This window comes from uncultured Aquabacterium sp. (assembly GCF_947366995.1).
Classification (GTDB): domain Bacteria; phylum Pseudomonadota; class Gammaproteobacteria; order Burkholderiales; family Burkholderiaceae_C; genus Aquabacterium.
The window spans coordinates 1-21,280 of sequence record NZ_CANBCC010000068.1 but is presented as its reverse complement, the minus strand read 5'-3'; the positions used below and the strand labels follow the sequence as shown (position 1 = coordinate 21,280).

Annotated in this window: 21 protein-coding genes and 2 pseudogenes; 11 read left to right on the top strand and 12 right to left on the bottom strand. The window is 64.5% G+C overall.

Features of this window, described 5'->3' with window-relative positions; all coding sequences use genetic code 11:
- Nucleotides 1-565, top strand: a pseudogene (locus tag Q0Z44_RS15095) (ammonia channel protein); the annotation flags it as partial.
- A gap of 57 nt (nt 566-622) precedes the next feature.
- Here the strand turns inward: Q0Z44_RS15095 and Q0Z44_RS15090 are convergent.
- Nucleotides 623-1,000: a helix-turn-helix domain-containing protein gene (locus Q0Z44_RS15090; protein ID WP_298014198.1), complete on the bottom strand. Its 378-nt coding sequence runs from the start codon at nt 998-1,000 to the stop codon at nt 623-625.
- A 130-nt stretch (nt 1,001-1,130) separates the two neighbouring features.
- Between Q0Z44_RS15090 and Q0Z44_RS15085 the strand changes: the two genes are divergently transcribed.
- Nucleotides 1,131-1,967 (top strand): SDR family oxidoreductase, encoded by an 837-nt coding sequence (locus Q0Z44_RS15085; protein WP_298014196.1) that lies wholly within the window; start codon nt 1,131-1,133, stop codon nt 1,965-1,967.
- A 146-nt stretch (nt 1,968-2,113) separates the two neighbouring features.
- Here the strand turns inward: Q0Z44_RS15085 and Q0Z44_RS15080 are convergent, their stop codons facing one another.
- The 7 genes from Q0Z44_RS15080 to Q0Z44_RS15050 are packed head-to-tail and all read right to left on the bottom strand — an operon-like array spanning nt 2,114 to nt 9,070.
- The gene (locus Q0Z44_RS15080) at nt 2,114-3,115 is read right to left on the bottom strand and encodes a HEAT repeat domain-containing protein (protein ID WP_298014194.1); all 1,002 of its coding nucleotides are present in this window, start codon (nt 3,113-3,115) and stop codon (nt 2,114-2,116) included.
- A gap of 16 nt (nt 3,116-3,131) precedes the next feature.
- Nucleotides 3,132-4,010: an ABC transporter ATP-binding protein gene (locus tag Q0Z44_RS15075; protein ID WP_298014192.1), complete on the bottom strand. Its 879-nt coding sequence runs from the start codon at nt 4,008-4,010 to the stop codon at nt 3,132-3,134.
- The gene (locus Q0Z44_RS15070) at nt 4,007-4,801 is read right to left on the bottom strand and encodes an ABC transporter permease (protein ID WP_298014190.1); all 795 of its coding nucleotides are present in this window, start codon (nt 4,799-4,801) and stop codon (nt 4,007-4,009) included. Before Q0Z44_RS15070 ends, Q0Z44_RS15075 begins: the two co-directional genes overlap by 4 nt.
- 2 nt (nt 4,802-4,803) lie before the next feature.
- Nucleotides 4,804-6,228 carry an ABC transporter substrate-binding protein gene (locus Q0Z44_RS15065; protein ID WP_298014188.1) on the bottom strand — a complete coding sequence of 475 codons (1,425 nt, stop codon included), beginning with the start codon at nt 6,226-6,228 and terminating at the stop codon, nt 4,804-4,806.
- A gap of 48 nt (nt 6,229-6,276) precedes the next feature.
- The gene (locus Q0Z44_RS15060) at nt 6,277-6,522 is read right to left on the bottom strand and encodes a ferredoxin family protein (RefSeq protein ID WP_109038720.1); all 246 of its coding nucleotides are present in this window, start codon (nt 6,520-6,522) and stop codon (nt 6,277-6,279) included.
- A gap of 18 nt (nt 6,523-6,540) precedes the next feature.
- Nucleotides 6,541-8,310, bottom strand: a complete 1,770-nt coding sequence (locus Q0Z44_RS15055; protein ID WP_298014187.1) for a fumarate reductase/succinate dehydrogenase flavoprotein subunit — start codon at nt 8,308-8,310, stop codon at nt 6,541-6,543.
- A 4-nt stretch (nt 8,311-8,314) separates the two neighbouring features.
- Complete coding sequence (locus Q0Z44_RS15050) at nt 8,315-9,070, bottom strand: GntR family transcriptional regulator (RefSeq protein ID WP_298014186.1); 756 nt, start codon at nt 9,068-9,070, stop codon at nt 8,315-8,317.
- Nucleotides 9,071-9,220: 150 nt separating this feature from the next.
- Between Q0Z44_RS15050 and Q0Z44_RS15045 the strand changes: the two genes are divergently transcribed.
- A complete protein-coding gene (locus tag Q0Z44_RS15045; RefSeq protein WP_298014185.1) occupies nt 9,221-9,631 on the top strand; it encodes a LysR substrate-binding domain-containing protein in 411 nt (136 codons plus the stop codon).
- 17 nt (nt 9,632-9,648) lie between these two features.
- A complete protein-coding gene (gene truD, locus Q0Z44_RS15040; RefSeq protein ID WP_298014184.1) occupies nt 9,649-10,662 on the top strand; it encodes a tRNA pseudouridine(13) synthase TruD in 1,014 nt (337 codons plus the stop codon).
- Nucleotides 10,663-10,698: 36 nt separating this feature from the next.
- Here the strand turns inward: truD and Q0Z44_RS15035 are convergent, their stop codons facing one another.
- Nucleotides 10,699-11,733 (bottom strand): AraC family transcriptional regulator, encoded by a 1,035-nt coding sequence (locus tag Q0Z44_RS15035; protein ID WP_298014183.1) that lies wholly within the window; start codon nt 11,731-11,733, stop codon nt 10,699-10,701.
- 133 nt (nt 11,734-11,866) lie between these two features.
- Between Q0Z44_RS15035 and Q0Z44_RS15030 the strand changes: the two are divergent.
- The 4 genes and pseudogenes from Q0Z44_RS15030 to Q0Z44_RS15015 form a co-directional block, all read left to right on the top strand.
- Nucleotides 11,867-13,345: pseudogene (locus tag Q0Z44_RS15030) on the top strand (NAD(P)/FAD-dependent oxidoreductase); the annotation flags it as partial.
- Between the two features lie 83 nt (nt 13,346-13,428).
- The gene (locus tag Q0Z44_RS15025; RefSeq protein WP_298014181.1) at nt 13,429-14,346 is read left to right on the top strand and encodes an alpha/beta hydrolase; all 918 of its coding nucleotides are present in this window, start codon (nt 13,429-13,431) and stop codon (nt 14,344-14,346) included.
- 291 nt (nt 14,347-14,637) lie between these two features.
- Entirely contained in the window at nt 14,638-14,880 is a 243-nt protein-coding gene (locus Q0Z44_RS15020; protein WP_298014179.1) for a hypothetical protein, read from the top strand.
- A gap of 78 nt (nt 14,881-14,958) precedes the next feature.
- A complete protein-coding gene (locus tag Q0Z44_RS15015; RefSeq protein WP_298014177.1) occupies nt 14,959-16,068 on the top strand; it encodes a HAMP domain-containing sensor histidine kinase in 1,110 nt (369 codons plus the stop codon).
- 212 nt (nt 16,069-16,280) lie between these two features.
- On the opposite strand, the gene Q0Z44_RS18315 is transcribed toward Q0Z44_RS15015, so the two are convergent.
- Nucleotides 16,281-16,544, bottom strand: coding sequence for a helix-turn-helix transcriptional regulator (locus Q0Z44_RS18315; protein WP_366517632.1), 264 nt, complete (start codon nt 16,542-16,544; stop codon nt 16,281-16,283).
- Between the two features lie 255 nt (nt 16,545-16,799).
- Between Q0Z44_RS18315 and Q0Z44_RS15010 the strand changes: the two genes are divergently transcribed.
- The gene (locus Q0Z44_RS15010) at nt 16,800-17,435 is read left to right on the top strand and encodes a hypothetical protein (RefSeq protein ID WP_298014174.1); all 636 of its coding nucleotides are present in this window, start codon (nt 16,800-16,802) and stop codon (nt 17,433-17,435) included.
- Here the strand turns inward: Q0Z44_RS15010 and Q0Z44_RS15005 are convergent.
- Both Q0Z44_RS15005 and Q0Z44_RS15000 read right to left on the bottom strand, forming a co-directional pair.
- Nucleotides 17,426-18,556 carry a helix-turn-helix transcriptional regulator gene (locus Q0Z44_RS15005; RefSeq protein WP_298014172.1) on the bottom strand — a complete coding sequence of 377 codons (1,131 nt, stop codon included), beginning with the start codon at nt 18,554-18,556 and terminating at the stop codon, nt 17,426-17,428. The genes Q0Z44_RS15010 and Q0Z44_RS15005 overlap by 10 nt on opposite strands.
- A 237-nt stretch (nt 18,557-18,793) precedes the next feature.
- Nucleotides 18,794-19,678 carry an AraC family transcriptional regulator gene (locus Q0Z44_RS15000; RefSeq protein WP_298014170.1) on the bottom strand — a complete coding sequence of 295 codons (885 nt, stop codon included), beginning with the start codon at nt 19,676-19,678 and terminating at the stop codon, nt 18,794-18,796.
- A 92-nt stretch (nt 19,679-19,770) separates the two neighbouring features.
- Here Q0Z44_RS15000 and Q0Z44_RS14995 point away from each other — a divergent pair, with 92 nt between their 5' ends.
- Nucleotides 19,771-20,304 carry a carboxymuconolactone decarboxylase family protein gene (locus Q0Z44_RS14995; RefSeq protein ID WP_288482579.1) on the top strand — a complete coding sequence of 178 codons (534 nt, stop codon included), beginning with the start codon at nt 19,771-19,773 and terminating at the stop codon, nt 20,302-20,304.
- Nucleotides 20,305-20,378: 74 nt separating this feature from the next.
- Complete coding sequence (locus Q0Z44_RS14990) at nt 20,379-21,110, top strand: type 1 glutamine amidotransferase (protein ID WP_298014167.1); 732 nt, start codon at nt 20,379-20,381, stop codon at nt 21,108-21,110.
- The last annotated feature ends 170 nt before the right edge of the window (nt 21,111-21,280 follow it).

Genomic DNA, 21,280 nt, shown 5'->3' with positions numbered 1-21,280 from the left:
GGCTGGGCTGGCCTTCCTCAACACCTTCCTGGCCACCTGTGCCGCCACGGTGTCGTGGACGCTGGTCGAGTGGGTTGCGAAGGGCAAGCCCTCGATGCTGGGTGCAGCCTCTGGCGCCATTGCCGGCCTGGTGGCCATCACGCCGGCCTGCGGTTTCGTGGGCCCGATGGGCGGGATGGTGATCGGCCTGCTGGCCGGTGTGGTGTGCTACTGGGGTGTCAACGGCCTCAAGCGCATGCTGGGTGTCGATGACAGCCTGGACGTCTTCGGCGTGCACGGCGTGGGCGGCATCCTGGGCGCGCTGCTGACCGGGGTGTTTGCATCGCCGGCCCTGGGCGGAACGGGCGTGTACGACTACGTGAGCAACAGCGTGGCGGCCTACGACATGGCGGCTCAGATGATGAGCCAGTTGTGGGGCGTGGGCGTGGCCGTCGTCTGGTCGGGCGTCGTGTCCTTCGTGGCGTTCAAGGTGGTCGACCTGACCCTGGGTCTGCGCGTGAGCGAAGATGAAGAGCGCGAAGGGCTGGACCTCAGCTCGCACGGCGAGCGGGCGTATCACCTCTGAACCGTATCTGTTGCTGCAACACGAGCCCGGCCGGGATGGCCGGGCTTTTTTGTTTGCTCAGTTGCGCGCGCTCGCGTTGGCCTCGTCGTACTTCGACTGCGCCGACAGCACCGCGTCCATGTGCTTCTCGGCCCAATGCGCAAACGCCGACACCGTCTGAATCAAGGACCGGCCGAGGTCCGTCAGTGCGTACTCCACGGTCACCGGCACGGTGGCGAAGACGCTGCGCGTCAGCAGGCCATCGCGCTCGAGCTTCTTCAGGGACTGCGACAGAACCTTCTGTGAGATTCCCTTGATGTCTCGTTTCAGCTGATTGAAGCGGACCGGTTCTTTCCGAAGCCGATCCAGGATCAGCAGCGCCCATTTGTCGGCCAGGCGATCCAGGACCTCGCGCGTGGGACATCGGTCTTCATAGACGTTGTAGGAGGGCTGCATGGTGAGGCCGCGAGCGTCAAGGGGTTACCGAAACGAAACCTGGTGAGGACAAAGTGCCTTCTTGTGCCGGATTCTATCCCTGATTACATTGGGGAACCTAGTTTCCAACAGATACCTAAGGAGTCTTGTCATGTCCCAGAAGATCCTCGTCCTCGGTGCAACGGGCAACGTCGGACAACCCCTCGTGCAGGCCTTGCTCGCGAGAGGCCAGCACGTCAAGGCAGCTTCCCGCTCAGGCAAGCCGGTGGCGGGCGCAGAAGGCGTGGTCTTCGACTACGCCAGACCCGAGACGTTTCATGCGGCGTTCGATGGCGTGGATCGGGCTTACGTCATGCTGCCTGGCGGCCATGTGAACTCGAAGGAGTTGCTGCTGCCGGTGATCCAGGCCGCTGCAGCACGCCGCGTGAAGGTGGTTCTCCAGACGGTGTTCGGTGTCGACGCCGACGACGCGATTCCTTACCGCCAGGTGGAGATCGCGCTCGAGCGATCCGGTACGCCGTATGTGATCCTGCGCCCCAACTGGTTCTCGGACAACTTCCACAACTTCTGGAAGGCGGGCATCGACCACGGGCAGATCGCGCTGCCGGCCGGTACGGGCAAGTCGAGTTTCATCGACGTGCGTGACATCGCGGAAAGTGCCGCTGTGGCGTTGACCACAGACCGCTTCGATGGCCAGTCCTTCAATCTGACCGGGCCTGAGGCGGTCAGCTATGCGGACGCCGCGCAGCTCCTGTCGGAAGTCGCGGGGAAGCCGGTGCGCTATGTCCCGATCGACGACTCGGCGTTTGTGGAAGCGCTCACCGGCGCCGGGGTTGCACGCGACTATGCCGATTTTCTTGCGTCGATCTTTCACCCCGTCCGCGAGGGCTGGACGGCGGCGGTCACGGACCACGTGCAGACGCTGACCGGACACGCTCCGCGCAGCTTGGCGACGTACGTGCGGGACAACGCACAGCGCTTGCGTTGAGGCTTGTAGAGCTGCACAGCGGGTGGGGGGCTTTCGGGCAGCAGCCTATGTCCCCCTGGTCGTTCCTGCTGCCAAGCCGGCACGATCGATCGGTTGGCGCAGATGCGCGGGATTTGGGTACGAGAGCCCCCGGTTGAGCTGCTCACTCAGGCGGCCGCGCGCTGCTGAATCAACGTGATCGCCAAACGCGCCATCTTGCGCACTTCCGGGTCCGGGTCTTGGGCCCCGACGGTCAGCGCGGACAAAGCCGACGCATGGCCGATCTCGCCCAGCGCCACACACGCTTCCTTGCGCAGGTTGGCGATGTCGTGCCGCAGGGCGTATGTGATCAATGCGTCCACTGCCTGTGCGGCCTTCAGCCGTCCCAAGGCCCGTGCGGACAGTTGGCGCACCTGCCAGTAGGCATCTTGCAGGCTTTGAATCAGGGGGGTGACCGCCTCGGGCAGCTTCAGCTTGCCCAGCGTGGCAGCCGCTTCTTCGCGCACGCGCCACACCGGATCCTGCAAGGCGCCCAGCAAGGCCGGCTGCACCTGCGCATCGTGACCTTGCCCCAGGCCCAGCGCGCCCACCGCGGCGCGGCGCGCCTCGGGATCGGGGTCGTGGGCGGCCAGGTGGGTGAGCACGGGCAGCGCGCTTGCGTCCTTGAGCCAGCCCAGCACGCCCACCGCAGCCAGGCGCACGGGGGCATCGCGGTCGCTGGTGGCGCGCAAGGCGGCGTTGAGGCTGCCGGGCAAGCGCAGCTCCTTGATGGCATGCAGCAGGCTGGCCAGCACGAAGCCTTGAGCCCCTTCCAGCGCAGGCAACAGGAGCGTGCCGCTGTCGGCTTGCTTGATCTCGGCCAGGCTGTAGGCGGCGGCCTCGCGCACCGCCGGCACCTCGTCGTGCAAGGCGTCCACCAGGGCGTTCAGCACCACTGGCTGCTCCCAGTACGCCAGGCGCGCGGCCACATCGGCGCGGATGGCCGGGTCGGGGTCGCGCAAAGCCCAGGCCAGCCAGGGCGCGTGGGCTTCGTCTTCCAGTTCGGCCAGCTCGATCAAGGCCAGGCGGCGCAAGGTGGCGTCGTCCGATGTCAGGCGAGGTTGCAGCTCTTGCAGGTCGTCGTCGGAAGGCGATACCTCGGGCGGTGACAGGGCAAACAGGGTACTCATGGGGGAGGTGCTTTCTTCAGAACTCGGAGGAGCGGATGCCGCGGCTGTTCAAGCCGGTCACAGGGTTCAGACGCTCCAGCGGCAAGGTGGTGTCGGGCTCGCGCAGCAGGTCCAGGCAGTGGCGCTTCAGGCGAGCGAACGGTGTGCTGGTCAACCACTCGGACTGACGTGGACGCTCGGCCTCGACGTGGATCTCTTCGACGATGCGGCCCGGGCGGGGGCTCATCACCAGGATGCGGTCGGCCATGAAAAGGGCCTCGTCGATGTCGTGGGTCACGAAGACGATGGTGGTCTTCAGATGGCCCCACAGGCTCAAAAGCAGCTCCTGCATCTTCAGGCGGGTCAGCGCATCCAGCGCGCCAAAGGGCTCGTCCATCAGCAGCACGCGCGGCTGGTTGATCAGCACCCGCGCAATTTCGACGCGCTGCTGCATGCCGCCCGACAAGGCGTGCGGGTAGCGTTGCTCAAAGCCCTGCAAGCCCACTTCCTTCAGCAGAGCTTGCGCCTGCTGCAGCCGCTCGCTGCGTGACACACCGCGCATCTTCAGGCCATAGGCCACGTTGTCCTGAACGCTCAGCCACGGGAACAGCGTGTGGTGCTGAAAGACCAGACCGCGTTGCGGATCGGGACCCGCGATGCGCAGCCCATCGAGCCGTGCCTCCCCATGGGTGGCTTGCAGATGCCCGGCCAGCGCACCCAGCAAGGTCGACTTGCCGCAGCCCGAGGGCCCCAGCAGGCAGACGAACTCGCCGGGTTCGATCGTGAGCGTGACCTCGTCAAGGGCCACGAAGCGCTGTGCGCCTTCGCCCAGGTGGATGGACACCTGGTCGATGTCGAGGCGGCCCGTTCCGGTTTGCGTGGCCACCGGGGGAATGCTTTTCAAGACGGCACTCATGCCTGACCTCCTTGTGTGCGATGCCAGGGCATCAGACGTTGCCCGCCCCAGTGGATCAGCGCGCTGCTGCCCATGCCCAGCAGGCCGATCACCAGCATGCCGACGATGATGTTGGCGTAGGCCTGCACGGTGTAGGACTCCCAGGTGTAGTAGCCGATGCCGTACTGACCCGAGATCATCTCGGCCGTGACCAGGCAGAACCAGCAGGTGCCCATGCCGATCGACAGGCCCGTCACGATGCTGGGCGCGGCCGAGGGCAGGATGACCTGACCGAACAGTCGCCAGCGGCTGGTGCCCAGGCTGCGAGCCGAGGCCACCAGGCGCGGGTCCACGCCGTTGACCCCGTGGATGGTGTTGAGCAGGATGGGGAATAGCGCACCGACGAAGGTGATGAAGACCATGCTGCCTTCCGATGACGGAATCATCAGAATGGCCAGCGGGATCCAGGCCACGGCGGGGATGGGACGGGCCACTTCCAGCGGCGGCAGCAGGGCCAGACGCGCCCAGCGTGAACGCCCGATCAGCAGGCCCAGCCCCACGCCCAGCACGCTCGCCGACACGAAGCCCGAGGCCACGCGCAGCAGGCTGCTCGACAGGTGCTGGCTCAGCTTGGGAGACCCGACCAGTTCCCAGGCCGCGTCCCACACTTCTGTAGGGCGCGGCACGTTGGCAAAGGTGACGAGCCCCAGGTGGGCCTGCTGGGTGGACAGCACATGCCACACCAGCACGCACGCCGCCAGCGAGATCGCCTGGGCGCCCCAGCGCCAGACTTGGCTTGGTGTGACGCGCATGCTCAGCGTCCCGTCACGCCAGCGCGCAGGCCAGCGAAGTCAAATACCTTGCCTTTGTTGGCACCGGCATAGGCCACGGCCGCATCCCTTTGCAGGAAGGCGCTCACCTGACCCTTGGCATCGGTGGCGTACCAGGCCAGGTTGCCCAGCAGCTTGATGCGGTGGATCAGGTCATGCACATAGACCGCGCGCGCACTCTTGCCGGCCTTCTCCAGCTGGGCCAAGTCCTGGAGTGCGTTTTCGATCGAAGCGTAGTGGCGCACTTTGCCCTCGTCCTTGACCCAGATGCCGGCCAGCCGAGCCGTGTCGGAGATGGCCTTGCCAGTGAGTGCATCGTTGGCCTTGAGTGGCGCCTTCGCCGTGTTCTTCAGCTGGGCGTCGTAGTTCAGACCGGACTGTTGGTAAGCGGTGCGGATGAAGCGCTCATCGATCAGCGCGTCGGCGCTCAGCGTCGTGTCGGTGCGGCGCAGCAGGCGCAGCGTGTCGATCGCGGTTTGCAGTGCCTGACGGTACTCCGGCTTGAAGCTGTGGTCGCGCGTCTGCAGGCCCAGCGGGCCGTGGAAGAGGTAGTTCACCGGGGCCTCGATGCCGGTGTGCTTCTCGATCAGTTCGCTGTACTTCTCGGGCTCGGCGGCGATCAGCCGGTCGGCCTCAATCGACGCGCGCAGGAAGGCCGTGACCACCTCCGGGTACTTCTGGGCAAAAGCCGTGTTGACCAGGGTGCCGTGGAAAGTGGGCGACTTTGCTTGTGCGCCGTCATAGATCTTGCGGGCAAAGCCACGGAAGGGGAAGGCCTCGGCAAAGGGGACGAAGTCCGCGTGCGCCTCGATCTTGTTGGCCTGCAAGGCCGGGCCGGCCACTTCCGGTGCCTGGGTGATGATGTTCACGTCCTTGGCCGGATCCAGACCTTGGGCCTGGAGCGCGCGCAGGAGCATGCCGTGGGCGGCCGAGGCAAAGGGCACCGAGATCGTGCGGCCGCGCAGTTCGGCCAGCGAGGTCACCGGCGAGTCCTTGGGCACCACGATGCCGTTGCCGCTGCCCAGCGTGCTGCCCGACAACACGGTGATGAACACGCTCTTCTTGCCGGCCTTCTCAAACGCAGCACCGTTGGCCGCACCGGGGAACTCGGCCATCGAGCCGATGTCCAGCTTGTCGGCCAGCATCTCGTTGGTCAGCGGCGCACCCGAGGTGAAGTTCTTCCACTGCACGTCGTAGTTGACGCCCTTGTACTTGCCGTCCTTGGGCAGGTACTTGTCGAGCAGCTTGAGCTCGCGGATCAGCAGGCCACCAGTGGCGCAGTTGATGGTGGTGTCCTGCGTGCCGATGGCCAGGCGGATGGTTTCAGCCTGAGCGGCCAAGGAGGTGGCCGTGGCGGTCAGAGCGACGGCGACGGCGCGCAGGGCGCGAGGGAAGGAAGGAACAGACATGTGACAACTCCTGGATGCGTAGAGGGGCGGCGTGTGCGCTGAGCTGGCTCAGCGCACGAGGTAGGGGATCTCGACCTTGATGGCCTGGGTGGGGCAGTCCTTCTGGCAAGGCAGGCAGTACCAACACTCGTCGTGCTTCATGTGGGCCTTACCGGTGGCGGGGTCGATGGCGAGCACGTCCATCGGGCAGACGTCGATGCAGACGGTGCAGCCCTTGTGGGCGATGCACTTGTCCAGGTCCACGGTGACGGCGGCTTCGCCGTACTGAGCGATGGCGGCGGGAGCGAATGGCATAGGGGCTTCCTTCAGATATCAGGCGGCGGCCGGCACGGGCTGACACGCATCCGGGCTCGGCTTCTGAGCCTGTCCGCGCGGAATGCGAAGGCGGTCGTACGCGGTCTTCTCGGTGTCATTGATGGGCACGATGTAGGGCTCGATCTCGCGCTTGACGTGAGCCATGCGGCCCTGCGCGTCCTTGTAGAGATGAGCGTGGCAGAACCAGTCGGCGTCGTTGCGCTCTGGGTAGTCCACGCGCAGGTGGTACAGGCCCCAGCGGCTTTCGGTGCGGAACAGTGAGGCGCGGGCCGCCATCTCGGCGCAGTCGCGGATGACCGACACCTCGGCCGCACGCATCAGCTCGTGCGGGTTGCGGGCGTGCAGGTGGCCGATGTCCTCACCGATTTCTTCGAAGCGCTTGAGGCCGATTTCGTACTTTCGCGTCACCTTGGGCGGCTGCAGGTAGTCGTTGACGAAGCGACGCAGCTTGTACTCGACCTGCAGTGGCGGCAGGCCGTGGTCGCGCTGCAGCGGGGCGTAGACGCGGCGCTTCTCGGCTTCGATCTGCTCCGTATCGACCGGGCTGAAGTCCAGCTGGCTGGCGCGCTCGGCCGCGTTGACGCCGGCAAACCACCCATAGGTAAAGGCGCCCAGCATGTAGTTGTGGGGCACGGCGGCCATGTCACCCACGGCATACAGGCCTGGCACGGTCGTCTCGGCCTTGGCGTTCACGTGCACCCCCGAGGCGCTGTGGCCGCTGCAAAAGCCAATCTCCGAGATGTGCATCTCGACCATGTCCTTGCGGTAGTCGGTTCCCCGTCCGGCGTGGAACTGACCGCGGCTCGGGCGCTCGTTGCCGTGCAGGATGGTCTCGATGGTCTGGATGGTTTCCTCGGCCAGGTGGTCGAGCTTGAGGAACACGGGGCCCTTGCCGCCTTGCAACTCCTGGTAGAACTCCAGCATCATCTGGCCGCTCCAGTAGTCGCACTCGATGAAGCGTTCGCCCTCGCCATTGGCGGTATAGCCGCCCAGCGGGCCGGTCACGTAGGCGCAGGCCGGACCGTTGTAGTCCTTGATCAGCGGGTTGATCTGGTAGCACTCCAGGTTGGCCAGTTCGGCGCCGGCGTGATAGGCCATCACATAGCCATCGCCCGCATTGGTCGGGTTCTCGTAAGTGCCCATCAGGTAGCCCGACGAGGGCAGGCCCAGGCGGCCCGCTGCGCCGCAGGCCAGGACGACTGCCTTGGCACGCACCACATGGAAGTCGGCCGTGCGGCTGTCAAAGCCCATCACGCCGTTGACGCTGCCATCGGCGGCCTTGAGCAGGCGCGTGGCGATGATGCGGTTGGTGATCTCGACGCGGGTGCGCTTGAGCTGGCGGTACAGCACTTTCTTGACGTCGTGCCCCTCCGGCATCGGCAGCACATAGGTGCCCAGGTGGTGCACCTTCTTCATCGTGTAGTCGCCGGTAGCGTCCTTCTCAAACTTGACGCCCCACTTGTCGAGTTGCTCGATGGTGGTGAAACTGTGTTGCGCATAGGCGTACACGGTGGACTGGTTGACGATGCCGTCGTTGGCGATCGTGATCTCCTTGGTGTACTGCTCGGGCGTGGCATAACCGGGGACGACGGCGTTGTTCAAGCCGTCCATGCCCATGGAGATGCAGCCGCTGCGCTTGACGTGAGCCTTGTCGAGCAGCAGCACGCGCAACCTGGGGTTGGCTTCCTTGGCCTTGATCGCGGCCATGGGACCGGCGGTGCCGCCCCCCACGACGACGATGTCGTATTCATGTTCGATGGTTTGCATGGGTTCACTCCTGGGGCCGATGGCGATCGACCCGAAAGCGGTACTGAAAGGTGTCGCTGCGGAAGTACAGAAACTCGAAGTCCACCGGCGTGTCGTGGACGTCATGGGTCAGGCGCTCGATGCGCAGCACCGGATCACCGTTGGCAATGTCCAGAGCCCGGGCGATGTCGGTATCGGCGGACACCGCGTCCAGCGCCAGGTCGGCGTGACCCAGCGGCACGCCGCAGTCGTTCTCAAGGATCAGGAAGATGTCGCGGCCGATCAGGTCGGCCTGGGCCAACTGACGTCCCAGCTCAGGGCGAACCCAGGTCCACTCCAGCGACACAGGCTCGCGGTTGAGCAGGCGCACGCGGCGGATCTGCGTCACCGGCTCACCGGATGAGACACCGAGGCGCTGCGCCACCAGGGCACTGGCCGGCACCTCGCGCAGCTCCTGCAGCTGGTTAAGCACCTCGTAGCCCAGCGTGGCCATCTGCTCGCCAAAGCCCTGCAAGGTGCTGACGTTCTGAAAGGCCTTGGGGCGCGAGACGAAACTGCCTTTTCCCTGGCGGGTGAAGATCAGCCCCTCTTGCTGCAAGGCAGACAAGGCCTGGCGCACGGTGATGCGGCTGGCGCCATACAGCTGACCCAGCGCGCTCTCGGACGGCACGCGGCTGCCGGGGACGTGGTGGCCGGCCAGGATGCCCTCACGCAGCGCCAGGCGAATCCGCTCATAGAGCGGCTCGGCGGGGGCGGCGTGGGATGGGCGTGGACTGTTCATTTCTCAACTCGTTATGACAAGTCGAGAGGCAGTCTAGAAATCAACCCAGATCAACAAAACGAAGGAATTCGGTGGTGCATATGCGTTTGCGCGCACAGCATATGAGCTCAGGCCGAAAGCGCATGAGCACAAAGCGCAGGCCCTACAACATTGCTGCCCCGAAGCTGGCCGATGGGCAGGCGACGCACCATCGCGTTTGGCGAGCTGCTGGAGCATCCCCTGGTCGGCCTTCCCGGCGACAGCGGGCTCAGCCGCTTCCTGGCCGCGCAGGCCAGCCGCAGCGGTCGCGTACCCCGACACCGCGTGCGGCTTTCGGGGTTCGATGGCATGGCGCAACTCGTGGCCGCGGGCGTCGGGGCCGCTGTGATGCCGGAGAGTGCGGCAATGCGTTTTCGCGCCGAGGGCACGCGGGTGCTGGCCTTGGCCGATCGCTGGGCGACCCGGAACCTGCTGGTGTGCATGACACCGCAGGGCGCCGAACGCGCGGCGGTCAGGGCGTTGGCGGATTCGCTGCTTTCGTTGAAGTCGCCGCTGCTGTCGCTCGCGAAGACGCGCGGGTAGCGGAGAGAATTCCCCTCATGACCGACGCCCTCTACACAACCCTGCCGCAATGGCCCCACGCTTATCCGGCCAGCGGCGCCCGCGCCACCCTGAAACGCCTCAACGAGGACTTCATCGTGACCGAGCTGCCGCTGCAGCTGCCCTCCGGTGCGGGTGAACACATCTGGCTGGATGTCGAGAAGAACGGCGCCAACACCGCGTTCGTCGCCCAGCAACTGGCCGCGGCCGCGGGCGTCGAGGAGCGGGACGTGGGCTATGCCGGCCTCAAGGACCGCTACGCCGTCACCCGCCAGTGGTTCAGCATCTACCTGCCCAAAGGCGAGACGCCCGACCTGACCCAGCTTCAGCACCCGGAGTTCAAGGTGCTGGGCCAGAGCCGTCACGTGAAGAAGCTGCGCCCGGGTGACCTTCACGGCAACCGGTTCCGCATCGTGCTGCGCGACGTGGCCGGCGACCGCGATGCCATCGAGGCGAACCTGAAGGCGGTGGCGTCGCACGGCGTGCCGAACTACTTCGGCGCGCAGCGCTTCGGGCATGAAGGCGGCAACGTCGAGCAGGGCCGCGCGATGCTGGCGCGCGAGATCCGCGTGCGCAATCCGAAGAAGAAGGGCATCTACCTGTCGGCGGTGCGGTCCTTCGTGTTCAACGAAGTGTTGGCGCTGCGCATCCAGCAGGGGCTCTGGGGCAAGACCCTGTCCGGCGACGTGATGGATGAGGCGGGCCAGCCGACCGGGCCGCTCTGGGGCCGGGGGCGTGTGACCACGACCGATCAGGCGCAGGCGCTGGAGAACGGTGTGGCCGAACGCCATGCCGTCTTGTGCGATGGCATGGAGCACGCCGGGCTGGATCAGGAGCGGCGCTCTCTGGTGGCAAGCCCGGGCGAAATGGCGTGGGAATGGCCCCACGCCGATCAGCTGGTGATCACGTTCTCGCTGCCGGCCGGAAACTACGCCACGTCGGTGTTGGGCGAGATCCTGTGCACGACTGAGCCGGATCGGCATGCGGAGGACGAGGCGGTGGCGATTGAATGACGGCGCCTGAACCCATGGGGCGGGAAGGCCGGGCTCTCACACACCGCGGGCCTGGGTGCCGGCTCGCCCGACGCTCGGCGCCACGCCAAACCACCGCTTGTAGGCCTGCGAGAAGCTGGACAGATCGCTGAAGCCCATGCGCTCGGCGATCTCCGTGAGCGACAGCGTTCCATCCTCGAGCAAGCGGTTGGCCTGGCGGCCGCGTACCTCGGCAAGCAGCACTCTGTAAGAGATGCCTTCGTCCTGAAGCCGTCGCTTCAGCGTCCTGTCGCTGAGCCCCAGCGCCCGTGCTGCCTGAGGCAGGTCCGGTGCGGCGTGGACGGGGGCGGCTTCCAGGTACTGGCGCAGGCATTCGCCGGTTCCCAGGCGGGCTCGGCGCCGCTCCATCAGCTCGTCGCAGGCCCGCTCGCACATGGCCACCGTGACGGGGTTGGCCTGAGGCAGCCGCAGTGCCAGCTTGCTGGGATCAAAGGACAGGCTGGTGCAGCGGGCGCCGAACTCGGGCCGCACCCCGGCCATGCGTGCGAGCGCCTCGGTGCTGCTCGCCCCGCGTTCGACCTGGTGCTCAAGGGTGAACCGGGACAAGGCGAACTCTGCGCCCAGCACCTCCTTCATCAAGCGGGCCGCCGCCGCCACGTCGCGCTCGACCAGAAAGCGCTGTACGGCCGGCTCGACATCGGGGGGCTCGAAGGTCACGGTGTAGGTCTCGCCGTCCAGCCCGCCCGCTATGCGGCAGAACGCGAACGTCAGCGGGATGGACCGCAAGGCCAGCGCCAGGGCATCACCCGCGGTTGCGCTGCTGATGAGGCCCAGGCCCCACAGCCCGTAGGACGCGAAGTTGTAGCGCATGCCCACTTCCAGCCCCAGGCCGGGTTGCCTGCAGGCGCGGATGAGGTTGCCCACCACGCACAGCTCCTGGCTGGCCTCCAGTTCGATCGCCGGATCGGCCAGATCGGCCACCTTCAACCGAGAGCGCGACAGGATCCGGGCCGCGTCCAGCCCCCGCTCCTGGCCAAACTCGACCAGCAGCCGCACGCTGGCTGAACTCCGCTTGAAATCCCAGAAGCGCATGAAGGGTGAATCCCGATGACGTTGGCCCAAATCATAAAGCGTTTGACCTGAGTCAACATTCTCTGTGCCGGTCGATTTGCGGATGATTCGCGCTCGACAAGCAGACCTTCGTCGCAACGTGAGGCTTCAAGACATGCACCGCACCGGCTCAGGGGGCAGCACCCCGTTCCACACGCTCATCATCGGATCTGGCTTCGCAGGCATCGGCATGGCCATTGCGCTGAAGAAGGCTGGCCTGGGCGAGTTCCTCATCCTGGAAAAGCAGAACGATGTGGGTGGTGTGTGGCGAGACAACACCTATCCCGGCGCGGCTTGCGACGTGCCGTCGCACCTGTATTCGTTCTCGTTCGAGCCGAACCCGAACTGGTCCAGGGTGTTTGCGCGCCAGGCCGAGATCCACCAGTACCTGAGGCATTGCGCCAGGAAATACGGCCTGCTGCCTGCCATCCGCTTTGGCTGTGAAGTGGCACAGGCGCACTTCGACGAAGCCCACGCGCTGTGGACCGTGACGCTGACCACCGGCCAGGTGCTGCAGGCGCGCCATGTGGTGACGGCCACCGGGCAACTCAGCCGCCCGGTCTATCCCAGGATCGAGGGCATGGACAGCTTCCAGGGGCACGTGTGCCACTCGGCGCACTGGGACCACGGCTACGACATGAAGGGCAAGCGCGTGGCGGTGATCGGCACGGGCGCCTCGGCCATCCAGTTCGTGCCGGCCATCGCAGGGCAGGTGAGCCAGTTGACCGTGTTCCAACGCTCGGCCGCCTACATCCTGCCGCGCCCGGATGGCCCGTATGCCGGCTGGCGCAAGGCCCTGTTCCGGATGCTGCCCTGGACGATGAAACTGCACCGGGCCCGCATCTATGCCCAGTACGAAAGCCGTGCCATCGGCTTCACGCGCATCAAGGCGCTGATGAATCTGGCGGTGGGCGTGCCCTTCAAGGGGCTGCTGCACCGGCAGGTGCAAGACCCCACGCTCCGTGCGCAACTCACGCCCGACTACCCCATCGGGTGCAAGCGCATCCTGCTGTCCAACGAGTACCTGGCCACCATGGCCAAGCCCAACGTTCACCTCGTGACCCAGGGCATCCGCCGCATCACACCCACCGGCATCGAGACGGTGGACGGGCAGCACCACCCCGCTGACGCGATCGTCTACGGCACCGGCTTTGCAGCCACCGAGTTCCTCGCGCCCATGACGATCACGGGGCGCAATGGGCTGGAACTCAACACCGCGTGGCGCAAGGGCGCGCAAGCCTACCTGGGCATGACGGTGCCGGGCTTCCCCAATTTCTTCATGCTCTACGGCCCCAGCACCAACCTGGGCCACAGCTCGATCATCTACATGCTGGAAAGCCAGATTGCGCACCTCATCCGCTGCATGAAGGCCGCGCAGCGAGCCCGGGCCAGCGCCATCGAGGTCGATGCGCAGCGCTACAGCCACTTCAACGCCACCGTGCAAGCGCGCCTGCGCGCCACCGTGTGGCAAGGCTGCAAGAGCTGGTATGTCGACGCCAATGGCCACAACAGCACCAACTGGCCTGGCTTCACCTTCGGCTACCGCTGGCTTACGCGGTACGCATCCCTCGACGCCTATCGGTTCTCTCCACCTGAATCCGTTGCTGCCACGGGCACCACCGTCACAGCCGCTTGAGCCTTCCGCTGTCCGCCATCACCGCATCAAAGAAGTCCAACGTGAACACCCGTCGTTACCCCAACATCCCGCTGGAGCGTGCGCGCGCCATCAAGTCCACCTTCACGGCAGAGGGCGCGCTGTGCGCGGCCACCCTCTATGTGCCCAAGGACACGCCACCCGATCAGCAACTGCCCGCCATCCTCATGGTGGGCGGCTGGGGCAGCGTTCAGATGGCCTTGACCTCGTCGTTCACCTTGAGCTTTGTCGACGCCGGCTTCGCGGTGATGGAGTTCGATTACCCGGGCTGGGGCGACAGCGGCGGCTTCCCGCGCCAAGGCATTAACCCCTGGCGCAGAACGCGGGTGGCCGACACGGCGCTGGCTCACCTGAAGTCGCAGCAGCAGGTGCTGGCGCATGACATCACGCTGTGGGGCACGTCGTTCGGTGGCGGGCATGTGGTGGATCTGGCCACGCAGCACCCTGAGCTGAAAGGCGCCATCGTTCAGGTGCCGATGCTCGACGGGCTGGCCGCCATGTTCGCCACGCCGATCGGGCGGCTTTCGAAGATGGTCGCGCTCGGCCTCCTGGACCTGATCAAGCCGGGCGCACCCATTCATGTGCCGACCTTGTCGCGTGAGGGCGAGTTCTCCACCATGGACCGCGACGGAGGCTTGCAGGCCCTGGAGGCTGCACTGGCGGCTCACCCAGACCACAAGTACGACAACCGCGTGGCCGCGAGGTCGGTGCTGCCCCTGCCGCTGTATCGCCCTTGGGTGCGCCTGAAGGACGTGAAGATTCCGATGCTGATGATCGGTGCGACGGGCGACACGGTGGCGCCGTTCGTGTCGGACAAGGTCAAGCGCGTGGGCAACCCGAATGTGCAGGTGATCGAGGTGGCGGCCAACCACTTCGATCCTTACTTTGATCCGCTGTTTCCGGAGATGCTGGCGCATCAGTTGAAGTTCTTGCGCCGGTGAAAAGGGGAGGGGCAGCAATGGGTGCCCTGCGTTGAGCTGCAAGGGCACTTCACGGCTTGTCGGAAGGCCCGAAAATTGCCGGCCACCGGCATGGTCAAAGCCCCTTTAACCAGCGCCGATTTCAGACTGTCGGGTGCGGTCGGATGGCGTTGTTACGTGGCGCTCGCTGCATGTACCTGCCTGTTGTTGAGCGTGTGGAGCGTTGCGGTGCGCATGAGGAGCGGCCTTCCCCTGTCCCCGCCAACGGAACAGTTGGACGCCTGGGCCATGGCCTTGCCGACTGCGGCCTCCATGAGCATGGTGTCCTTCGCATGCCTGCTCCTCGCAATGAACATACGAGAACGGAGTTTGCTTCTCCGTGTATCGCTTGGCTTGCCGTTCTTGATCGCGACAGCGGCGGCGATGGATTACGCCTTCAGTGGAGGGCATGCACAACGCACATTGCGATTGATCGCTTTGCAAGGCAATATGTCATTGCCCACCTCGCTCAGCGTCATGTTGCTCAGCGCGGCGTTTTTCGTGGCCGCCAATTAGAAGCGTGTAGGCGGTGTTTTGGGCGCGGTGGGCCGGGTAGCAAGCTGCGTTGCAGCCGGCATTCCATACTACGGGGCGGTGGCATCACTCCTTGGTGATCAGCCCAGTTCCTTTCGATTCGGGGTTCTGTCCATCGCCTCGATCACCGCCTTGCTCTTGCTGAGCACTGCGGCACTGTTGCTGCTCGATCGCCCAACCAAGACGCTGGATACCGCGACGTTACCGAGTCGCCAGCTTCTTGTGTCGCTGCTGCCTTTGCCGCTGCTGCTGCCGGGCTTGGTGGGGTGGGTTCGAGCAGTGGCTGACCGTATCGGCTGGACGACCGAAGCAAGCGACCTTGCTCTTTCTGTCGCTGTGGCGACGTTCATGCTCGTGGTCTCGCTCACCCTTGCGGTGCACTGGATGAGGCGCTTCGAAGTCTTGCTGATCCGTTCTCGTGATGCGGAGCACGAGGCCCGGATCAGTGCAGAAGCGGCAAGCCGCGCCAAATCTCTCTTCCTCTCACACCTGAGTCATGAGCTCAGGACGCCTCTCAATGCGGTGATAGGTTTTGCCCAGTTGTTGTCCCTCAATGAGGAGGCCAAGGCGCTTCCGCAAGTCGGTCGCTACAGCGAGCACATCCTGGACGGCGGCAAACATTTGCTGGGTATGGTCGAAGATCTGCTGGAGGTTTCGAACATCGAAGCAGGGCGCTTCAATGTTGATCTTTCTCCGACGTTCTTGGATTCCGTCATCGCGGACAGCATTTCCCTTGTCCAATCCACTGCAACAAAGAGCGGCGTCTCCATCCATTGGGAAGAGCAATCAACCGGGTTGGTGGTGCTCGCTGATGCCAAGCGCCTACGGCAGGTGTTTGTCAACCTTCTGGGCAATGCCATTCTCTACAACCGTGAAGGCGGGTGGGTTCGCATTGCCGCCCGGTTGGTTGAATCGCAGGTCCATGTAGTGGTGGAAGACTCCGGCGTCGGCATGTCACCGGAACAAGTTGCGCAGCTCTTCACCCCTTTCAATCGACTTGGAAGGGAAGGCGGCACAGCAAAAGGACTGGGTGTCGGTCTGGCGCTGTCGCGCCGGTTCATCGACAAGATGGGCGGGCGAATTGATGTGTCGAGCGCCGTGGGCGAAGGAAGCCGGTTCACTGTGGTGCTTGCTTGCGCCGAACCTCATTCTTTGAGGGCGGCGCTGTAAGCGGTACAGGACAGCGGTTAATCAAGCAAGGGCGGCTCAAGGCTGATCCCCGTCACTGAAGCTGCAGCATCTGAACGACCGCTGCGACACGTAGCAGACATTCAAGCGTAGTCATGTCGCGTGACGGCAGCACCCGCTCAGCGGCAGTGGAGATCGACAATTAAGTCGTTGACTGGCCGGTGCGCCCTGCGATTGAAGGCCCTCGCCACACCTCAGCGATCCGGAGCGCCCTGGCCTCTGATTTTGAGAGACCGCAGCCGATCTTCCAGTGAGATGCTGGGGCGCGGTGCGGGTGACGGAAATAGCGTGAAAACATACTGCGTGCGGTCCATAGCCCGCAAAACCTCAACGAAGGTTTCGAGCGTAGCTTTCCCGTGCGACTCAAAGCGCTTATAGGTTCGGAGGGGAATGCCTGCCTCTCGAGCGAAATCTGCTTGGGACAGCTGTTGGTCTTGCCGGTACCGCCGAACCCGCATTGCCAAATAGTGGCAAACCTCATTGATCGGACAGGCCCTCAGCCTGGTCACAAGGTCGTCATCAGGATTCATCCACAGATGATAGGCCAAATTTGGCACCATGTTTGTGGATAACATGCCGCCGGACCCCGGTGCATGAAGATGTGTTGCTAGACTTCAATTTCACAATAGACAAATCCACCCCTGTGGCTTGCTTGGCTGGGGGCGTGACGTAACGATCCAAGCAACTCACCGCCTCTAGTCCTATAAGCGCCCATGCCCGACAAGAACAAGCTCGTCGTCGTCGATACAAACTGCCTGGTGCGGATGTACTTCTCGGCTTTGCGCCCCATGTTGGGTGCGGAGTTCTCTGGCTACGTTCTGATGACGCTGCAGGAGCTTGCTGACGAGCTTAAAAAGCTCGCGAGCAACGATAGGCACGCTTGGCTGAGCGACCAAGGCATACAGACGGAGGTCGATGGCGCTGTCATCAAGCTGACGAGACAGCAACAGGCCGCGATTCAAAACCACGCGCCCGGCGTGCGTGGTCATGGGAACAGAATGCTGCAGCGGCACAAGGAGCAACACAACATTGCTCGCCCCCTCACGCTTTCCCTTGCAGATGCTCGCGCACTAACCGCGGCAATCGAGTTGGGGGCCGCACTCGCCACCGATGAGTGGCCGTTGCGGCTCGTAGCGCGCTACATTCAAGCCGACGATGATGGCGGCTATGTGGAGCTTCTCTCCAGTGTCGAGCTGCTGCATATTCTTGAGCAGGCCGGCGCCCTCTCAATAGATGAGCGAGTCAGCGTCTACGCGCAGTGGCGAAAAAGCGGTGAGGCCCTACTCGGGGACTCGGACACTCGCTATAAGGCGCTCTTTGGCGAGGCCGCCCCGACAGCTCAAGCCTGAGCTTGCCAAAGGGCGTGGGAAAGCCCGACGGCTTCCCCAAGCCCAACCTTCAACGCAGCAGCAATAAACGCTGGGTTGCGCCCACCCTCCTGGCGCTGCAGGTTGGCCAGTGCCTTGAACACCGGCGTGTCATACACCTGCTCGCACCTAGCGATAAATTCATCGACGGCGGGCGTATCGGTGCCGAAAAGCTCATGGGCGAAGGACGGCACCAGCTCGCGGCCGGCTTTCCAGCGTCTCCAGAATGCTTGATTCACTAGCCCGGACTCTGGCTTATGTTGCTCAACCAGGAGGCGGTCTACCCCCTTCAGGACGGTTACAATGGAAATGCCCAGACGCTCAGCATAGCCGTCCGCGACTTCTATGGGCTTTCTTGCGGCCCGCATCTCGTCCAAGCACGCCTGAGCGGCCTCATCCGGAAATAACAGGAACTGGGCGAAGCGTTCAGCGAACGTCTCCCCTTGCTCATTCTGCAGCTTGTGAAGTGACAGGCAGTGCGCGTACTCGTGAGCGAGCCAGTACTTGTAGTCGTCCTTCTTGCACCCAAGGTTGAACACAACCCAGGACTCCTTGGACTCGGGCAGGTACACGTTCAGAGCATTCTCGTGACGCTCTTTATTTAGCCCCCAAAAGACAGGGACTAAATACGCTCCAAAGGACTTGAACAGGCGAACCAGGTGTTCATTGGTCAGCACCTGCTCGGGTAGCAGCTCGAGAGAGGCGCGCGTCTCCGCAGCGATTCCACGAACGTAGTCAAGGTCCAGTTGAGGATCTTTCAACTGGCGAGGCTCGTACTTGAGACGAGGCTCAACATATTGAGCCAGCTCGCGAAGATGGAGTGCAACCTCTTGCGCTGCGTCCAACGCAGCCCCTGTGACAGCTCGGTTGTTCTTCGTTCGATAGGCAACGACTGGCTCGGGAGCTTCGTCGGAGACGAAAAGTTGCTCCACCGTTAGCTGAAGTGCCTCGGCCAACATGGGCAATTTGCCGGGACGAGGAAGGGAGTCACCCGACAGCCAGTTGGACACAGCCTCCTTGCTGACTTGGCATGCTTGACCGAGGCTGGTGCCCGTAAGGCCCCTCCGGTCCATCGCGCTTTTGATGATAGGCAGGTTCAACATGTGGAGTTCGATTGTAGGCGCCCGGGGGTGTTGCGGTCAAGTTGCGTCAAGTTTCCCTGTGTAGGGACACGATGTTCAAATGAGGCAGGCGCTAGTGTGGCAACGCCCGCCTCAGACTGAAGCGCCAGCGAGACAGCATGAAGGGATGGATACACAGAGGTTCCGCCACGTCCTTGATCTGCACCAACGAAGGACGGCAACCGCTGCATAGCCGTCCCTCAGCGTTCCCCGTTCAGCTCACCCATCCACCCCTCGCGCCGCCAACCACTCTTTCGCCGACACCCCCACCGTCCCTGAAAACGCCCGCGAAAGCGCCGCCGCACTGCCGTAACCCAGCTCATCCGCCAGCTGCTTCAACGACGCACCTTCGCTCAAGCGGCTTTGCGCCAGCGCCATGCGCCATGCCGTCAGGTATGCCGCCGGGGTCTGCCCCACCACCTCCCTGAACCGGGCCGCAAACACCGTCCGTGACATCCCGGCGCGCGCCGCCATGCGGTCCAGGTTCCACGCCTGCCCTGGCGCGTCGTGCATCGCCACCAGCGCCCTCGACAGCTGTGGGTCCGACAGGCCGGCAATCAGCCCCACGGGCCTGCCGATCTGCGCGGGCTGGTCAAGCAGCCACCGCAGCAGTTGGATCACGACCACCTCGAACAGCCGGTCTGCCAGCAGGCGATGGCCGCAACGCACCTGGTCGGTCTCGGCAAACAGCAGCTCCAGCGTGGCTGCCAGGCCCGGCACCTTGTCGAGCGGCAGCGTGATGAAGGGCCCCAAGGCACGCGCCAGCGGATGGCTCGCGCCTCCGTCAAAACGCAGCCGGGCGCAGGTGAAGTCTGAGCCGTCCACGGGCGGGTTGTGGAACCGATGGGTGAACGGCACCGGGTACAGCAGCAGCGTCGGCTCGGTGAAGCGCAGGCGCTGGGTGCGGCCGCGCGCCGCTGGATGGCTCACCTCCAGTTGCCCGCGCCGCAGCACGTGCAGGTAGGCATGCCCCTCGGCCGCATCGAAGTGGGTGATGCCGCACAGCGCGCCCGCGTGGTGCAACTGCGCACGCACGCGAAAGCGCTCCAGAAGTGAAGACAGGCGGTCGGGTGCGAGCTCGGGCGGTGGCGTACGAATGGTCATGGTTTTAGCACGTTTGGCAACCCATCATACGGGCTGCGTGCCCATACTGCGAACAGCCGGCTGCCAAACCATTCACTCAACTGGAGCACACCATGCCACGCATCAACACCGACACCCACCTCGCCCCCGCCGCCAGCCAGCCCTTGCTGCAGCAGATTCAGCAGGCCTTCGGCAGCACCCCGAACATGTTCAAGGCGGTGGCCAACTCGCCTGCGGCCTTGAAGAGCATGTGGGCCTCATTCGGTGCCCTCGGCCAGGGCACGCTGGGCGCGCAGCTTGGCGAGCAGATCGCCGTGGCCATCGCCAACCGCAATCGCTGCGAATACTGCCTCGCCGCGCACACGGTGCTGGGGCAGAAAGCCGGTGCCTCGCTTGCTGCCATGTCGGCCGCTCAAGTGGGCGAGTCAGAAGACCCCCGGACGGCCGCCGCGCTGCGCTTTGCCTTGAAGGTGGTCGAACAACGCGCCCACATCGATGCCACCGATGTGGCAGCCCTGCGTGATGCCGGCTTCAAGGACGAGCAGGTGGTCGAGATCATGGCCCACGTGGCCTTGAACCTGTTCACCAACTACATCAATGTGGCGTTCGACGTGCCGGTCGACTTCCCGAAGGTGGCGCTGAAGTAAGCCGACCGCGGCATGATGGGTGCCATCGGGCATGCCCGAGCACCCCTCACCGACTCACCCAAGAGCGAACCACCATGCACGTGCACTTCGTCATCCATGAAGCCTTTGAAGCACCCGGCGCGTATGAAACCTGGGTGCAAAGCCGCGGCCACAGCGCGAGCCATTCGCGTGTGTACGCGGGCGATGCCCTGCCGCAGTCAGCCTCCGGGTTCGACATGCTGGTGGTGATGGGCGGCCCGCAGTCGCCAACCACCACCCTCGCCGAATGCCCGCACTTCGACGCGCAGGCCGAATGCCGGCTGATTCGCCAGGCGGTGGAGGCCTGCCGTGCCGTGGTGGGTGTGTGCCTGGGTGCGCAGCTCATTGGCACCGCGCTGGGAGCCCGCCACGAGCACAGCCCGGAGAAGGAGATCGGCAAGTTCCCGATCACGCTGACCGAGGAAGGCCGCGCCCACCCATTGTTTGCGCGGTTCCCGCAGCAGCTGAGCGTGGGGCACTGGCACAACGACATGCCAGGGCTGACGGCCACGGCCAAGGTGCTGGCGCACAGCGAGGGGTGTCCGCGGCAGATCGTGGAATACGGGCCGCGCGTCTTTGGCTTTCAGTGCCACATGGAGTTCACGCCCGAGGTGGTGGCCTTGTTGATCGAGGCCAGTGCGGGAGAGTTCGATGCCTTGAAGGCGCATCGCTTCGTGCAGCAGCCGGAGGCCCTGCGCGCCAACGACCACACCGAGATGAACCAGCACCTCTTCCATTTCCTGGACGCGCTGGCCGAGGCCTGTGAGGCCGCGGGCACCCGCGCGTAAAGCTAAGCATCAGAAAAACTGATGCTGTCTGCTGTGGTGATGGGGCTGCCCACAATGCGGGCATTCCTTCCTTTCACCAACCAACAGCAGGCACAGCATGAAGATCCTGGTCCCCGTCAAGCGGGTTGTGGACTACAACGTGAAGGTTCGCGTCAAGTCCGACGGCTCTG

Coding starts and splice junctions, on each gene's coding strand:
- Q0Z44_RS15065 (WP_298014188.1), bottom strand. CDS start 6,228: ATGTCTGTTCCTTCCTTCCCTCGCGCCCTGCGCGCCGTCGCCGTCGCT.
- Q0Z44_RS15020 (WP_298014179.1), top strand. CDS start 14,638: ATGAGCATGGTGTCCTTCGCATGCCTGCTCCTCGCAATGAACATACGA.
- Q0Z44_RS14990 (WP_298014167.1), top strand. CDS start 20,379: ATGCACGTGCACTTCGTCATCCATGAAGCCTTTGAAGCACCCGGCGCG.
- Q0Z44_RS18315 (WP_366517632.1), bottom strand. CDS start 16,544: ATGCGGGTTCGGCGGTACCGGCAAGACCAACAGCTGTCCCAAGCAGAT.
- Q0Z44_RS15075 (WP_298014192.1), bottom strand. CDS start 4,010: ATGAGTGCCGTCTTGAAAAGCATTCCCCCGGTGGCCACGCAAACCGGA.
- Q0Z44_RS15010 (WP_298014174.1), top strand. CDS start 16,800: ATGCCCGACAAGAACAAGCTCGTCGTCGTCGATACAAACTGCCTGGTG.
- Q0Z44_RS15005 (WP_298014172.1), bottom strand. CDS start 18,556: ATGTTGAACCTGCCTATCATCAAAAGCGCGATGGACCGGAGGGGCCTT.
- Q0Z44_RS15080 (WP_298014194.1), bottom strand. CDS start 3,115: ATGAGTACCCTGTTTGCCCTGTCACCGCCCGAGGTATCGCCTTCCGAC.
- Q0Z44_RS15070 (WP_298014190.1), bottom strand. CDS start 4,801: ATGCGCGTCACACCAAGCCAAGTCTGGCGCTGGGGCGCCCAGGCGATC.
- Q0Z44_RS14995 (WP_288482579.1), top strand. CDS start 19,771: ATGCCACGCATCAACACCGACACCCACCTCGCCCCCGCCGCCAGCCAG.
- Q0Z44_RS15035 (WP_298014183.1), bottom strand. CDS start 11,733: ATGCGCTTCTGGGATTTCAAGCGGAGTTCAGCCAGCGTGCGGCTGCTG.
- Q0Z44_RS15085 (WP_298014196.1), top strand. CDS start 1,131: ATGTCCCAGAAGATCCTCGTCCTCGGTGCAACGGGCAACGTCGGACAA.
- Q0Z44_RS15050 (WP_298014186.1), bottom strand. CDS start 9,070: ATGAACAGTCCACGCCCATCCCACGCCGCCCCCGCCGAGCCGCTCTAT.
- Q0Z44_RS15060 (WP_109038720.1), bottom strand. CDS start 6,522: ATGCCATTCGCTCCCGCCGCCATCGCTCAGTACGGCGAAGCCGCCGTC.
- truD (WP_298014184.1), top strand. CDS start 9,649: ATGACCGACGCCCTCTACACAACCCTGCCGCAATGGCCCCACGCTTAT.
- Q0Z44_RS15055 (WP_298014187.1), bottom strand. CDS start 8,310: ATGCAAACCATCGAACATGAATACGACATCGTCGTCGTGGGGGGCGGC.
- Q0Z44_RS15090 (WP_298014198.1), bottom strand. CDS start 1,000: ATGCAGCCCTCCTACAACGTCTATGAAGACCGATGTCCCACGCGCGAG.
- Q0Z44_RS15000 (WP_298014170.1), bottom strand. CDS start 19,678: ATGACCATTCGTACGCCACCGCCCGAGCTCGCACCCGACCGCCTGTCT.